At 32.4% G+C, this 13854-nt stretch carries 13 protein-coding genes; 8 read left to right on the top strand and 5 right to left on the bottom strand.

Annotated elements, in window-relative coordinates:
• The 3 genes from NHF47_RS01515 to NHF47_RS01505 are packed head-to-tail and all read left to right on the top strand — an operon-like array spanning position 1 to position 5166.
• Positions 1-426: a dCMP deaminase family protein gene (locus NHF47_RS01515; RefSeq protein ID WP_140997255.1), complete on the top strand. Its 426-nt coding sequence runs from the start codon at positions 1-3 to the stop codon at positions 424-426.
• Between the two features lie 3 nt (positions 427-429).
• Complete coding sequence (locus NHF47_RS01510) at positions 430-2001, top strand: S41 family peptidase (protein ID WP_252763262.1); 1572 nt, start codon at positions 430-432, stop codon at positions 1999-2001.
• Between the two features lie 39 nt (positions 2002-2040).
• Positions 2041-5166, top strand: coding sequence for a CHAT domain-containing protein (locus NHF47_RS01505; protein ID WP_252763261.1), 3126 nt, complete (start codon positions 2041-2043; stop codon positions 5164-5166).
• On the opposite strand, the gene NHF47_RS01500 is transcribed toward NHF47_RS01505, so the two are convergent.
• Complete coding sequence (locus tag NHF47_RS01500; RefSeq protein WP_252763260.1) at positions 5163-5894, bottom strand: tol-pal system YbgF family protein; 732 nt, start codon at positions 5892-5894, stop codon at positions 5163-5165. The two genes, NHF47_RS01505 and NHF47_RS01500, sit on opposite strands and share 4 nt — an antisense overlap.
• Positions 5891-6442: an RNA polymerase sigma factor gene (locus tag NHF47_RS01495; protein ID WP_252763259.1), complete on the bottom strand. Its 552-nt coding sequence runs from the start codon at positions 6440-6442 to the stop codon at positions 5891-5893. Before NHF47_RS01495 ends, NHF47_RS01500 begins: the two co-directional genes overlap by 4 nt.
• Positions 6443-6559: 117 nt before the next feature.
• On the opposite strand from NHF47_RS01495, the gene NHF47_RS01490 reads away from it, so the two are divergent.
• Both NHF47_RS01490 and NHF47_RS01485 read left to right on the top strand, forming a co-directional pair.
• On the top strand, positions 6560-7156 hold the full coding sequence (locus NHF47_RS01490; RefSeq protein ID WP_252763258.1) for a collagen-like protein: 597 nt from the start codon (positions 6560-6562) through the stop codon (positions 7154-7156).
• Positions 7157-7166: 10 nt separating this feature from the next.
• Positions 7167-7667, top strand: coding sequence for a DUF6252 family protein (locus NHF47_RS01485; protein WP_252763257.1), 501 nt, complete (start codon positions 7167-7169; stop codon positions 7665-7667).
• 127 nt (positions 7668-7794) lie between these two features.
• On the opposite strand, the gene NHF47_RS01480 is transcribed toward NHF47_RS01485, so the two are convergent.
• From NHF47_RS01480 to NHF47_RS01470, 3 genes are read right to left on the bottom strand one after another with little or no spacing between them, the layout of a single operon-like run.
• Entirely contained in the window at positions 7795-8403 is a 609-nt protein-coding gene (locus NHF47_RS01480) for an FAD-dependent oxidoreductase (protein ID WP_252763256.1), read from the bottom strand.
• Between the two features lie 27 nt (positions 8404-8430).
• Positions 8431-8625, bottom strand: a complete 195-nt coding sequence (locus tag NHF47_RS01475; protein WP_252763255.1) for a hypothetical protein — start codon at positions 8623-8625, stop codon at positions 8431-8433.
• A 12-nt stretch (positions 8626-8637) separates the two neighbouring features.
• Positions 8638-9225: a MarC family protein gene (locus tag NHF47_RS01470; protein ID WP_140997264.1), complete on the bottom strand. Its 588-nt coding sequence runs from the start codon at positions 9223-9225 to the stop codon at positions 8638-8640.
• 89 nt (positions 9226-9314) lie between these two features.
• Here NHF47_RS01470 and NHF47_RS01465 point away from each other — a divergent pair, with 89 nt between their 5' ends.
• From NHF47_RS01465 to NHF47_RS01455, 3 genes are all read left to right on the top strand, one after another.
• Entirely contained in the window at positions 9315-9881 is a 567-nt protein-coding gene (locus tag NHF47_RS01465) for a DUF3109 family protein (protein ID WP_252763254.1), read from the top strand.
• A 268-nt stretch (positions 9882-10149) separates the two neighbouring features.
• Positions 10150-11127: a ribonucleotide-diphosphate reductase subunit beta gene (locus tag NHF47_RS01460; protein WP_252763253.1), complete on the top strand. Its 978-nt coding sequence runs from the start codon at positions 10150-10152 to the stop codon at positions 11125-11127.
• Positions 11128-11437: 310 nt separating this feature from the next.
• Complete coding sequence (locus NHF47_RS01455) at positions 11438-13831, top strand: ribonucleoside-diphosphate reductase subunit alpha (RefSeq protein ID WP_252763252.1); 2394 nt, start codon at positions 11438-11440, stop codon at positions 13829-13831.
• Positions 13832-13854 lie beyond the last annotated feature (23 nt).

Below are 13854 nucleotides of genomic sequence, written 5' to 3'. Positions count from 1 at the left end.
ATGAAACAAAAAAAATTAAAATACGATAGAGCCTATTTGCGTATCGCTAAAGAATGGGGTCAATTGTCTTATTGCAAACGGAAACAAGTTGGCGCGATTATTGTTAAAGATAGAATGATTATATCCGATGGATACAATGGTACTCCGTCTGGTTTTGAAAATTGTTGCGAAGACGAAAGTGGATTAACGAAATGGTATGTGCTCCATGCAGAAGCAAATGCCATTTTAAAAGTAGCACGTTCCACACAATCTTGTGAGAATGCCACTTTATATATTACATTGTCGCCTTGTAAAGATTGTAGTAAATTAATACATCAATCAGGAATTAAGAGAGTAGTGTATCATGAAGAATATAAAGATACTTCAGGAGTTGATTTTTTAAGGAAAGCAGGAGTTGAAGTAGAATTGTTAGAAGATTTAAGCTAAAGAATGAAAACTAATAAAATATATTTCCCAATTATTATTGCAATGGCAGTCGCTATCGGTTTGCTATTGGGGAATTATTTAAATTCTTTTCAAGATTCAGATTTTTTAAGTAAGAATACACGAAAAAACAAACTGAATAAGTTGATTGATTTTATCGACAGAGAATATGTTGATGATATCAATACCGACTCTATTGTTGATTTAACGGTAAACGGCATACTCGAAAATTTAGACCCACATTCGGTTTATATCAGTAAAAAAGATTTAAAATCGGTTACCGAAAACATGAAAGGGGATTTTGTAGGAATTGGGGTTAATTTTTATGTATATAAGGATACTGTTGCGGTTATAAAACCCATTCACAATGGTCCTTCAGAAAGAGCAGGTATTAAAGCGGGTGACCGAATTTTATTCGCAGATAACTATCAATTGTTTGATAAGAAAATCCAAAATGATAGCTTATTTTCCAAACTAAAAGGAGAGAAAGGTTCTACGGTTTTAATTACAGTCTTTAGGAAAACCACAAATGAAAAGCTAAAAATTAAAGTAAAAAGAGATGTTATACCTATTAAAAGTGTTGATATTGCTTTAAAAGTGAATGCTGAAATAGGTTATATTAAAATAAACCGATTTGCTGAAACTACCTATGATGAATTTCATAAGGCCTTGTTATCTCTAAAAAGACAAGGGATACAAGATTTAGTAATCGATTTGAGAGATAATGGTGGTGGGTATTTAGAAATGGCCGTTGCAATTGCCGATGAATTGTTGAAAGACAAAGAATTAATTGTAAAAACCAAAAATAAAAAAGGATCAGAAGATGAAACTTTTGCTACTTCTAAAGGGGATTTTGAAAAAGGGAAAGTCTATGTACTTATAAATGAAAATAGTGCTTCAGCAAGTGAAATTTTAGCAGGAGCTATACAGGATAATGATAGAGGGACAATTGTAGGAAGACGTTCTTTTGGAAAAGGATTGGTGCAGCGCGAAATGCCTCTTGGTGATGGTTCAGCTGTTAGATTAACCATTGCACGCTATTTTACGCCTTCAGGACGTTCTATTCAAAAACCTTATGACGACAAAGCTGATGGTTATTTCAATGAGTTTGAAAAACGTTTTCAAAGCGGAGAATTATATGAAGCGGATAGTATTAAGGTGGCCGATAGTTTAAAATTTAAAACCAAAAGAGGTCGGATTGTGTATGGAGGTGGAGGTATTACTCCAGATGTATTTGTGCCTTTTGAAGCTAAACATGGAGAAGAAGCAACGCTAATGATTATGCAATCGGGTGTAGTGAGTTATTTTGTATTTGAGCAACTAGATAAAAAAAGAACTTTTTTCAACACATTAGATTTTAAAAAATTAAAAGCTGAGGTCATTGAAAAAGACGATTATTTAGAAGCTTTCAAACAATATGTTTCGGATAGTGGTATTATTTTAAATTTTTCAGATAAGGAAAAAATTAAAAAATATTTATATGCTGAATTTGTAAAGCAACTCTTCGATGATAATAGCTATTATGAGATACTCCTTTCAGAAGATGCTATGATTAAAAAAGTTTTGGAACTGAATTAGTTTTTTTATATTTGAATTCAGTTGGTTGATTTCTAAACTATGCCATTAAAAACTCTTGTTTTATTCTTTTTGATTCCTCTTGTTATAGCATGTAACTCACATCAAAATAACAAGAAAGAAAACCTTAAAAATGAAGCTACTGTTGTTATCACGAAAGTGTCACCCAACACAAACATAGATACCTTGCAAACTCTTTTTTTAAAGGTTTATAAAGAAGGTGCTATGAGTTCTATGGACAGCTTGAATAAAGCATTTAAAAGCGCAGTCCATTTTTATGATTCTACTTCTAATTTTCACCAAAAAATAAAAGCTTTAAATTATCTAGGCAGAAGCTATTTAGCACTTTCAAAACCCGCCGAAGCTTTTCCAACGTTCCTTCTAGCCGATAGTTTATATCAAGCGCACAAAATTAAAGACACGCCACTCAAACATAGTATTGATTATTATTCTGTTTATGCTAAAGTTCAGTTTACCAAAAAACTACATTTTAATGAAACAGTAGCCGTTTATGAAAAATATAAGAATGAACCCCGAGATACTTATGTATTTGCTTTATCAGAAGAATATTTAGCACGGGTTTACATTGATTCTGCAAAATATGATAAAGCTATTCCAAAATTGCAAAGTGCTATCGCATATTTTGAAAGAGAGTCTTATAATTTATCGGCTTCTATTGCCTATTCGGTTTTAGGTGTTGCTTATGATGGTAAAGAAGATATCGATCGTTCTTTACAAGCCTATCAACATTCCATTGCCATCGGAGAAAAATTAAAAGAGCCTAATTATGCTGTGTTAGCCAGTAACAGTTATAATATTGGGTTGATGTATCAAGATCGATTAGGTAATGCAGTTAAAGCCATTAAATACTTGGAAAAAGCTGTCGCATATGATCAAAAAAGTACAGCGCAACAAGGTTATTTAGTAGATGATTATACCAGTTTAGCAGCTGCTTATTTGGCTAAATTTGACTTATACAACGCTAAAATTTATGCTGAATTAGCGTTGTCAATAGCCAATGAAAAGTTGCCTGAAACCGAGTTTTACAGAAGAGCAATTGCTTATTTTACCTTGTCTAATGTGCTGTCTGAAAATAATGAAAACGAAACTGCATTAGTATTGGCTCAAAAAGGATATGTTATAATCACAGAAAATACACCTGAAAAACATCGTTATGTATGCAATGCAAACCTGCACTTAGGAAATGCATTTTTAAAAAATAAGGATACTTTAAAAGCCATTTCTTGTTTTAAAAAAACGGCTCAAATTGCCAAAGATATCGATCGGGCTGTTTTTGAAGTTCAAGCCAACAAAGCCTTACTCAATTTAAGTAAGAATCCACTTGAAATGCAAAAAATATTCGTAAGACAAGATGCTATTTTTACTGAAAAATTTGAGAATGCTTACAAGTATCAAATGGAGAATGAATTGCAAAAATTGAATTTTTATGAAAAAAATAAAGAGGATGAACTGCGTTTCAAAACATTTGAGCATTTATCCAAATTGATTCACAAAGAAGATTTGTATGCAGAAATTGCGATTCAATTAAAAGCTGCTGAGATTGCTATTTTTAATGAGAAATATAACTTTAATGCTAAAAAAGCTATTCAGGCTTTTATCCAAAAGCTAATTACTAGTAAAAACAACTATCAAAACCCTAATAACAAAGTCTTTTTTTCGAATCAATTAAAAGAACCTATTGCTAAAGTATTGCAAGTGGTATATCAGAATTATAAAAAGACAAAAGATAAAGACTACTTAAAATTGGCTTTTCAGTTGATGGAAGTAAATAAAAATACGGTTTTATTACAAGGGCTACAGTATGTGTCATTTAAAAATATTACGGGTATTCCCAAAGAAATTTTTGAAAAAGAAGAAGCTTTACAGGAAAAAATTAATAGTAATTATCAATATATTCATTATTACAAAAATAATTCATCAGCCAATGAAGATTCCATTCGGAAATTGTTCCAAAAGCAATTGGCTTATGAAAAGGAATATTCAGCCTTCTTACTTGATGTAGAAAAAAAATATCCCAATTATGCCAATGCTAAAAAACTAACCGTTATCAAGGATTATTCTGATTTTATTAAAAATAAAATTCAAGAGGATGAGGTGGTTTTGCTTTATTTTATGGATACTAGTTTTTGGTACAGAATGGAATTGACTAAAAAAGGAGTGCAATTGGAACAGTTTAAAAATGCAGCTGTGATTTTAAATCAAATAGAGCGTTTGCAAAACCAAATCTATAAAAGGCAATCCATAACGACTTTGTCTAACAGTTTAAGTGAAAGTATTCTTCCAAGATTTGATACTTCTATTAAAAGAATTACCATAATAGCGGATGATTTTTTAAATGTTATTCCTTTTGAAATTCTTCAAGTTAATAATTATTTTTTGTTTGAAAGTAAGGCAATTCGATATGCTGGTTCGGTGCAATTATTGAGTAAACAAATGGAATTACAATCTTCTCAAAATAATACGAATTGGGTGGGCTTTGCTCCGCAATATACTACTTCAGAATTACCAAATAATACCAAAGAAGTAGCAAGAATTCAAGAAATGGTGGGAGGAAAATCCTATCTTGAAAATCAGGCAACCAAAGAGAATTTTATTGCAGAAAGTAGTCAAAGTGGTATTCTTCATTTGGCAACTCATACTGAATTAAACCAAGTAAACCCCATGTTCAATCAGATGTGGTTTAGTAGTGCCAATAAAAAGCAATCACTAACTGCTGCAGAAGTTTATAATTTGAATATTCCTGCACATTTAGCTGTTTTAAGTTCATGCAATACGGGCTTTGGTAAATTGGAAAAATCAGAAGGCTTAATGAGTATGTCTCGATCGTTTACTTATGCAGGAGTGTCAAGTACTTTAATGAGTATGTGGAAGGTGCCAGATAAAGAAACTTCAGAAATCATGGTTTCTTTTTATAAGTATCTTTCATTGGGGAAACCCAAAGATGAAGCCTTGCAATTCGCAAAACTGGAATATTTAAAAAAGCAAGACGATGAAGCGCTAAAACATCCGTATTATTGGGCTGGATTTATAGTTTCTGGAAATGTTGAACCATTGCCAACAAACCAAAATACCATAATTTATTTTATTTTTGGAGCCCTTCTATTAGGTTTAGGATTGTTTTTTCTTTTGAAATGGAAAAAACCTTAATTTGTTGTTATACTTTCTAAAACCTTTTTGGCTTTAGTGTAATTATAGCTTTTATGTTTGATTACTTCTTCCAAAAGCAACTTGCATTTTACAATATCATTATTTTTTAAATAAGCTAAAGCCAAATACCATTTTCCTTTTTCTTTGAAAGTATCGTTTAATTTTTGATGTATTAAAAAAGTACCTATAGCAGCGTCAACTTTATCAAGTTGTAATTCGCAAATCGCTTTGTAAAAGAGATAATACGATGTTTTTTCGGATTCGTATAAACGTGTAAATTCTAGTAAAGCCGTTTCATAATTTCCAGTTTCATACTCATAAAAAGCAAGATATTCTTGACTCTTATTATGAGCTGATTCTTCGCTTCTTTCAATAGGAGTAATGATATTTCGATAGGGTTCAAAATTTTCTGCAAAAAGAGCTTCATTTGAAACGGGACTATTTATTAAAAAATAAACTACTATTAGAATACTTATAAAAACAGAAGCGGCTACACCATAAGATATGAGTTTCGTAATAAAAGGTCTTTTTTTAGGTTGCTCCAATGTTTTAAAAGTACTTTTTAATTCCTCTTTTTTGTGAGCGATTATTGCTTTTCTTAGATTATAAGCTTCTTCTAATTCTCTTTGAAAATCAGGGTTTTCTTTTATTTCTTTTTCAAGCAAGGTTTTTTCTTCCTCTGTTAAAGAATGATCTAGGTATTTTTGAAGGAGTTGGTCTTTGTTCATGATTTATTGGTTATCATTTCACGTAAACTTTTCATGCATCTCGATTTTTGTGCTTTTACCGTATTTTCATTTTCGTAATTTTCTAAATGCATAATTTCTTTAATGCTTTTGTTTTCAGTATAAAAGAGCTCTAAAATGCGTTGGCATCTTTTTCCTAAGCTTTTAAAAGCCGTCTTTACTTTTTCTTGTTGCTCACTGAGGAAACTTTCTTCTAAGTTCCAATGGGCTAAGTTCTCAATATTTTCAATTTGTTCCAAGGCAATGGTATGTGCTACTTTCTTTTTTCTTCGGAATAATTCATATATTTTATGTTTACCAATGCTAAAAAGGTAGGTTTTAATACTGCTTTCAAAAGAAGTCAGTTTGCCTTCTGCAATATTTTCGTAAAAAGCTATTAACGCTTCTTGGTATACCTCTTCGATTTCATCTTCAGATATCGTAAATTTTCTGGCATAACTATAAAAGGTATCCTTATTTTCTTTATAGAGGAGACTGTATATTTTATTGTTACCGGTTCTTAAATCTTCAATCGAGAAGTTGGTATTCATTAATGCTTTTATGTTGAAAAAGTTAACATGATTTGAACAAAAATAATTAATTAAATTAAAAATGTTAACCTATTTCCAAAAATGACATTAAGTAATAAATATCAAACAAAATTTATAATGAAAAAAATCAAATTTATTAGCTATTTAGCAGCAGCTGTGCTCATTTTAACTTTAATGTCATGTTCAGCTGAAGACGGAGTAGATGGTCAAGAAGGGCCACAAGGAATTCAAGGACCTGCTGGTACAGATGGTCAGGATGGAGTTGACGGTCAGGATGGAGCAGATGGTCAAGACGGGAACGCAAATGTTGTTGCTTCAGGTTGGTTGCCAGCAGATTGGAGTTTTTACGATACACCTACCAAAAAAATCATGCGTGTGGTTGTAAATCAATTCACGCAAGCGGAATTAAGAAATGAGTGTTTAGTTATGGTGTATGCAAGACAATATGGCACCTCGGCGGTTTATAGTATTCCAGGTCCAGGAAGATGGTCAAATGTAGCGTATAATCTCTATTTTGGTTCTAATGCGGCTAATGCTGATGGCATTTTAATTGAGATTAAGTCAACTGATGGAGTGGTTTTAACCGATTATCAATACGATGTTGCAAGGGGAAATTACTTTCGTTACGTAATCATTCCTTCTAGTCAAACCAATAGATTGCCAGATCTTTCAGATTACGAACAAGTAAAAGCATATTATAATTTAGTAGATTAAAAATAAAACTATGAAAACAATTTTTTTAAACACTTTTGTCCTTTTTTCTTTCTTCACTTTGTCTTTATTTTCCTGTTCAAAAAGTGATGACAGTAGCCCTTCAACTGCAAATACTTTCTTTTGTAAAGTAGATGGCGTAGATTACAATCCGCCCAACGCTACCGGTTTAATTTCTACGATAACGAATACTTTAGTAATTACGGGTTCAACGGGAAGTAATGCTCAAAAGATTCAAATTTTCCTGCCTAATGATATTGCCGTAGGAACCTATACACAATTTTATGATTATAATGCAGATGAATTTATTCAAATGTATTACTCACCGCCTACTTCTCAAGACGCAGATGATGATGGTTTTGCTAATTCAGGGCAATTGGTAATTACAGAACACGATACCAATACAAAAAGAATAAAAGGAACGTTTAACTTCGTAACAGATCCTTCTATCAATGGTAGTACCGTTTGGAATGTCACAGAAGGAAGTTTTACCATTACTTATCAAGAGCTATAATACTTAGTGACATAAGATTGTTACGAATTTGTTTTGAATTCAATTATAAATCCAGTGGGTTAGATGGAATTTCATATAATGGATTACAATGAATTAGTATGAAAAAGGAGCTATTATAGCTCCTTTTTTATTTGTTTATCGCGTCATGAACTTGAACATGATTGCCGTCATTCCATAAAGTTAAAACATCTCCCGCTACGCTAGCACCACTACCAGCAGCAATAGACAGTTGACTTCGATGTCCGGCTAATGTTCCACAAACATAAATGCCTGGTTTGACTAAGTGATCGTCATTTTGCAATTGAATTCTATTTTTTATTGCTAGCGCTTTTTTATGTGGAATTACATAGGTTTCTAACCCTTCAATTAAAAAGGGACTGCCGGAACCAATAGCAATAACAATCAATTTAGAGTGGTACTTATTTTTGTTGGTTACAATCGTAAAATTCCCAACTGAACCTTCAATTTTTACTACTTTTTCTTTTTCAATTGGTGTTACATGAGGATATAATTGTTGAAGGTGCTCTAAGCTTTCGTCTAACAATTCAGAGCCTAATTTTCCTGGAGGAATACCATAAGCATTATTGTAAACTCCATTTTGTAAAGAAGATGCCTTTTGATGCGCAATCAAACCTATTTTTTTGTTTGAAGCAAAAGGTTTGGTGTAGGCTGAACCTAGTACTAAAGCACAAGAAACTCCAGAAACACCTCCTCCAATGATTAAAACATCATACATGATAAAAATCTTTTTTGATTTTAAAAATTACTTTGTTTTTTCTTCTATTTTTTTGGAAACCAAAAAGATTAACATCAAAACAATCGCGCAAAAACCTGAAACAATTCCAATTAAGGCTACAGTGCTTTTGCCTTCTAAAGGGGCATCATAATTAATTTGAGTGGCATTAAAAACAATCAATGCAACCGCTAAAATAATGACTACAATACTAAATATTTTCATGAACTTATTTTTTTATATAAATAATTGTTTCACATTGGCACCAAATAATTTTACAGATATCGCTAATAAAATGATGCCAAATATTTTACGAATAATACCTAACCCGTTTGGGCCAAGTATTTTTTCAATTTTTCCTGAGAGTTTTAAAACGATATAGACGACAACTACATTGATGATAATGGCGATAATAATATTGATTTTGGCATATTCGGCACGCAAAGATAGTAAAGTAGTCATGGTTCCTGCACCAGCAATTAAGGGAAAAGCAATTGGAACAATAGATGCTGTAGTAGGATTGTCTTCTTTATACAAACGAATGCCTAATATCATTTCTAAAGCTAAAAAGAAAAGGACAAAAGAACCTGCAACAGCAAATGAATTGGCATCTATTCCAATTAATTTTAAAATTTCTTCTCCTAAAAAAAGAAAAGCAATCATAATAATGGCTGCTACAATAGTGGCTTTTTCAGATTGAATATGTCCAATTTTACTTCGTAAATCGACAATAATCGGAATACTGCCTATAATATCAATTACAGCAAATAAAATCATGCTAACTGTAAAGATATCTCTCCAATTAATAAGTTCTGCTAAATTCATTTTGCAAAGATAGGAATAAGTAAGAAACAAATAGAGTATGTGTGTTATGAATACAAAAAACTTATCTTTGCCGAATAATATATACAAGTATGTTTCAGTTAAATAAAACCATAGTTTCCGAAGAAATTTTAGAAAAAGAATTTGTTTGCAATTTGTCAGCATGTAAAGGCGCTTGTTGTGTAGATGGCGATGCGGGAGCTCCATTGGATGAAGCTGAAACGAAGATACTTCAGGAAATTTATCCCAAAGTGAAGCCTTTTTTAAGACCAGAAGGTATTCAAGCTATTGAAGCGCAAGGAACTTTTGTGACAGGTGAAGATGGCGAGTTTGAGACTACTTTAATTGAAGGTAGAGATTGTGCCTATGTTATTTTTGATAAACAGATCGCATTGTGCGGTATTGAACAAGCCTACAATCAAGGTGTTATCGATTGGAAAAAACCAGTTTCTTGTCATTTATATCCAGTTCGAGTTAAAGACTATTCTGATTTTGCGGCTGTCAATTACCATAAATGGCATATTTGTTCGGATGCTTGTTCTTTGGGAAAAGAATTAGAAGTGCCTATTTATAAATTTGTCAAAGAAGCGTTGGTTCGTAAATTTGGACAACAATGGTATGATGAATTAGAAAAAGTAGCTCAAGATTTAAAAAAATAGGCTTCCTTTTTCATCTCTAAAAAACACTTCTTAGCAAAGGTGTTTACTGCTGTTTTCGACTATTTAACAGTTGTTTGTTAAAAAGATAAAAACCTATAAATCAATGTTTTAAAAATATTTTTTTCAGTAAGAAAATTTCTACTCGTTGTTAAAAACTTGCTTCAATTGTGAATAAGTTTGGCTTTCATTTCTCGTTTCAAATTGCAAACTTTGTAAACTCTAATTCAGACAAAAATCTATAACCTAATACGTTTAAATCAAAACAATTATGTCGGCAGTAGAACCCATATTACAAGAAAATAAAGATCGTTTCGTAATTTTTCCTATCAAACACCATGATATTTGGGAATGGTATAAAAAAATGGAAGCCAGCTTTTGGACTGCTGAAGAAATAGATTTACACCAAGATATTACAGATTGGAATACGAAATTAAATGAAGATGAAAAATATTTCATTAAACATATTTTAGCATTTTTCGCTGCTTCAGATGGAATCGTAAATGAAAATTTAGCAGAAAACTTTGTCAATGAAGTGCAATATGCTGAGGCAAAATTTTTCTATGGATTCCAAATTATGATGGAAAACATTCATAGTGAAACCTATTCTTTGTTAATTGATACGTATGTTAAAGATGAAGTAGAAAAAGACAAACTATTTCATGCTATTGAAGTGTTTCCAGCGATTAAGAAAAAAGCGGAATGGGCATTAAAGTGGATTGAATCGGATTCTTTTGCAGAACGATTAATCGCTTTTGCTGCTGTAGAAGGGATTTTCTTCTCAGGTGCTTTTTGTTCTATTTTTTGGTTGAAAAAACGTGGTTTAATGCCAGGGTTAACTTTTTCAAACGAATTAATCTCACGTGATGAAGGCGTACATTGTGATTTTGCAGTTCACTTACATAATCATCATTTAGTGAACAAAGTTCCTAAAGACAGAATTAAAGAAATTATAGTGGACGCTTTAAATATTGAAAGAGAGTTTGTTACCGAGTCACTTCCCGTAAGTTTAATTGGAATGAATGCGGCTTTAATGACTCAATATTTAGAGTTTGTTACCGATCGTTTATTAGTAGAATTAGGATGTGATAGAGTATACAACGCTTCTAATCCATTCGATTTTATGGATATGATTTCACTTCAAGGGAAAACTAATTTCTTTGAAAAACGTGTGGCAGAATATCAAAAAGCCGGTGTTATGAATAACGATTCTGAAGCTGGTAAAATTAGTTTTGACGCTGATTTTTAGAACGATCAAAGCGCGTTTCTAAATAATTAAGCGCTTTATAAAGATACAAACCGATAATTCTATTGTTTACCTACAACAATAATATGTAATTTTCGGAACGAAAGAATTGAAATAAGAACGCCCCTTCTTTTCTTATTTTTCGTTTCAATGAGTTACCTTTCTCGATGCTTTTGGTTTCGAGTAGTCATTTTTAATAAAAGAAAATGAACAAAACAAACTATTCAAACCTTTTAAACAGGTTTTCTTCTAACAAAGCTAGGAAGTAAAACAAAGCTTTGGCTAATAACCATTATATAAAACAAGTTACAATATGAATGTAGTAAAAAGAGACGGAAGAAGAGAGCCTGTAATGTTTGATAAAATTACGGACAGAATTAGATTTTTATGCTATGAGCTGAATGAATTAGTAGATCCTGTAAAGGTTGCTATGCGAGTAATTGAAGGGCTATATGATGGTGTTACCACTTCAGAATTAGATAATTTAGCCGCTGAAACAGCAGCGTCTATGACTATTACGCATCCAGATTATGCGCAATTGGCAGCGCGTATTGCCGTTTCTAACTTACACAAAAATACCACAAAATCATTCTCTGAAACCATGACAGAGATGTACCATTACATCAATCCTAGAACCAATCAAGAAGCACCTTTGCTTTCTGATGAAGTGTATCAGGTGATCATGGAAAATGCAGAAAGATTGGATTCTACGATAATCTATAATCGCGATTTTAATTACGATTACTTTGGTTTTAAAACCTTAGAGCGTTCGTATTTATTAAAGATAAACGGGAAGATTGTTGAAAGACCCCAACATATGTTAATGCGTGTGTCTGTTGGAATTCATTTAAATGATATTGAAGCAGCGATTGAAACCTACGAATTAATGTCGAAAAAGTTCTTTACGCATGCAACCCCAACGTTGTTTAACGCGGGTACACCAAAACCACAAATGTCTTCTTGTTTCTTATTAACGATGAAAGACGACAGTATTGATGGTATTTATGATACATTAAAACAAACGGCAAAAATTTCACAATCGGCGGGAGGAATTGGTCTTTCTATCCATAACGTGAGAGCTACAGGTTCGTACATTCGTGGAACAAACGGAACTTCAAACGGAATTGTACCGATGTTACGTGTGTTTAATGACACCGCAAGATATGTGGATCAAGGTGGAGGAAAAAGAAAAGGAAGTTTTGCAGTCTATGTAGAACCATGGCATGCCGATATTTTTGATTTCTTAGATTTAAAGAAAAATCACGGGAAAGAAGAAATGAGAGCTAGAGATTTATTCTATGCCATGTGGATGTGTGATTTGTTCATGAAAAGAGTAGAAGAAGATGGAAAATGGACATTAATGTGTCCTAACGAATGTCCAGGATTATATGATGTCTATGGTGAAGAATTTGATGCTTTATATTTGTCTTACGAAGCTGCAGGTAAAGGTAGAAAAACCATTAAAGCACGTGAACTTTGGGAGAAAATATTAGAATCTCAAATTGAAACGGGTACGCCTTATATGTTGTACAAAGATGCAGCAAATAGAAAATCAAATCAGAAGAATTTAGGAACGATTCGTTCGTCTAACTTATGTACTGAAATTTTAGAGTATACTTCTGAAGATGAAATTGCAGTATGTAATTTGGCTTCTATTTCATTACCAATGTTTGTAGAAGAGGGTAAATTCAATCACCAATTCTTATTTGATGTAACCAAAAGAATTACACGAAATTTAAATCGAGTTATTGATAGAAATTACTATCCTGTTAAAGAAGCAGAAAACTCAAACATGCGTCACCGTCCAGTAGGATTAGGGGTGCAAGGTTTAGCAGATGCTTTCATTTTGTTAAGAATGCCATTTACAAGCGACGAAGCTAAAAAATTAAATCAAGAAATTTTTGAAACGATTTATTTTGCAGCCGTAACTGCTTCTATGGAATTAGCCAAAGAAGAAGGACCGTATTCAACTTTTGAAGGTTCTCCAATTTCGAAAGGAGAGTTCCAATACAACATGTGGGGCTTAAAAGATGAGGATTTATCAGGAAGATGGGATTGGGCTTCTTTACGTAAAGAAGTAATGGCAAATGGAGTACGTAATTCTTTGTTATTAGCACCAATGCCTACGGCTTCTACGTCTCAAATTTTAGGAAATAATGAGGCTTTCGAACCGTATACTTCTAATATTTACACGCGTAGAGTATTATCAGGTGAATTTATTGTGGTAAACAAACATTTATTACACGATTTAGTAGCACTTGGATTATGGAACGAAAGTTTGAAACAAGAAATCATGAGAAACAACGGTTCGATTCAAAATATTGATGTGATTCCTCAAGATATTAAAGAGTTGTATAAAACCGTTTGGGAAATGAGTATGAAAGATATTATCGATATGTCACGTCACAGAGGATATTTTATCGATCAGTCACAATCGTTAAACTTATTTATGGAAGGTGCTACCATGGCAAAATTAACGTCGATGCATTTCTATGCTTGGAAAAGCGGCTTAAAAACAGGAATGTATTATTTACGTACCAAAGCGGCGGTTGATGCGATTAAGTTTACCTTAAATAATGATAAAAAAGAGCAACCAGTTCCTGTTTCTGTAGAAGTAGAACCAGAAATGACAGCAGCTGAATTTAAAGCCATGTTAGAGCGTTCTAAAAATGCAGGACCAGAAGATTGCGAAATGTGTGGTTCTTAATACACATTTTCTAATTATAAAAT

It is taken from the genome of Flavobacterium sp. NRK F7 (assembly GCF_024054195.1).
Classification (GTDB): Bacteria; Bacteroidota; Bacteroidia; order Flavobacteriales; family Flavobacteriaceae; genus Flavobacterium.
Note: the sequence above shows the minus strand (reverse complement) of the source record. Positions and strands in the feature narration are given on the sequence as shown.

What these genes read in the sequence shown, in the direction of transcription:
- NHF47_RS01515 (WP_140997255.1), top strand. Translation starts at nt 1, where the DNA reads ATGAAACAAAAAAAATTAAAATACGATAGAGCCTATTTGCGTATCGCT.
- NHF47_RS01510 (WP_252763262.1), top strand. Translation starts at nt 430, where the DNA reads ATGAAAACTAATAAAATATATTTCCCAATTATTATTGCAATGGCAGTC.
- NHF47_RS01505 (WP_252763261.1), top strand. Translation starts at nt 2,041, where the DNA reads ATGCCATTAAAAACTCTTGTTTTATTCTTTTTGATTCCTCTTGTTATA.
- NHF47_RS01500 (WP_252763260.1), bottom strand. Translation starts at nt 5,894, where the DNA reads ATGAACAAAGACCAACTCCTTCAAAAATACCTAGATCATTCTTTAACA.
- NHF47_RS01495 (WP_252763259.1), bottom strand. Translation starts at nt 6,442, where the DNA reads ATGAATACCAACTTCTCGATTGAAGATTTAAGAACCGGTAACAATAAA.
- NHF47_RS01490 (WP_252763258.1), top strand. Translation starts at nt 6,560, where the DNA reads ATGAAAAAAATCAAATTTATTAGCTATTTAGCAGCAGCTGTGCTCATT.
- NHF47_RS01485 (WP_252763257.1), top strand. Translation starts at nt 7,167, where the DNA reads ATGAAAACAATTTTTTTAAACACTTTTGTCCTTTTTTCTTTCTTCACT.
- NHF47_RS01480 (WP_252763256.1), bottom strand. Translation starts at nt 8,403, where the DNA reads ATGTATGATGTTTTAATCATTGGAGGAGGTGTTTCTGGAGTTTCTTGT.
- NHF47_RS01475 (WP_252763255.1), bottom strand. Translation starts at nt 8,625, where the DNA reads ATGAAAATATTTAGTATTGTAGTCATTATTTTAGCGGTTGCATTGATT.
- NHF47_RS01470 (WP_140997264.1), bottom strand. Translation starts at nt 9,225, where the DNA reads ATGAATTTAGCAGAACTTATTAATTGGAGAGATATCTTTACAGTTAGC.
- NHF47_RS01465 (WP_252763254.1), top strand. Translation starts at nt 9,315, where the DNA reads ATGTTTCAGTTAAATAAAACCATAGTTTCCGAAGAAATTTTAGAAAAA.
- NHF47_RS01460 (WP_252763253.1), top strand. Translation starts at nt 10,150, where the DNA reads ATGTCGGCAGTAGAACCCATATTACAAGAAAATAAAGATCGTTTCGTA.
- NHF47_RS01455 (WP_252763252.1), top strand. Translation starts at nt 11,438, where the DNA reads ATGAATGTAGTAAAAAGAGACGGAAGAAGAGAGCCTGTAATGTTTGAT.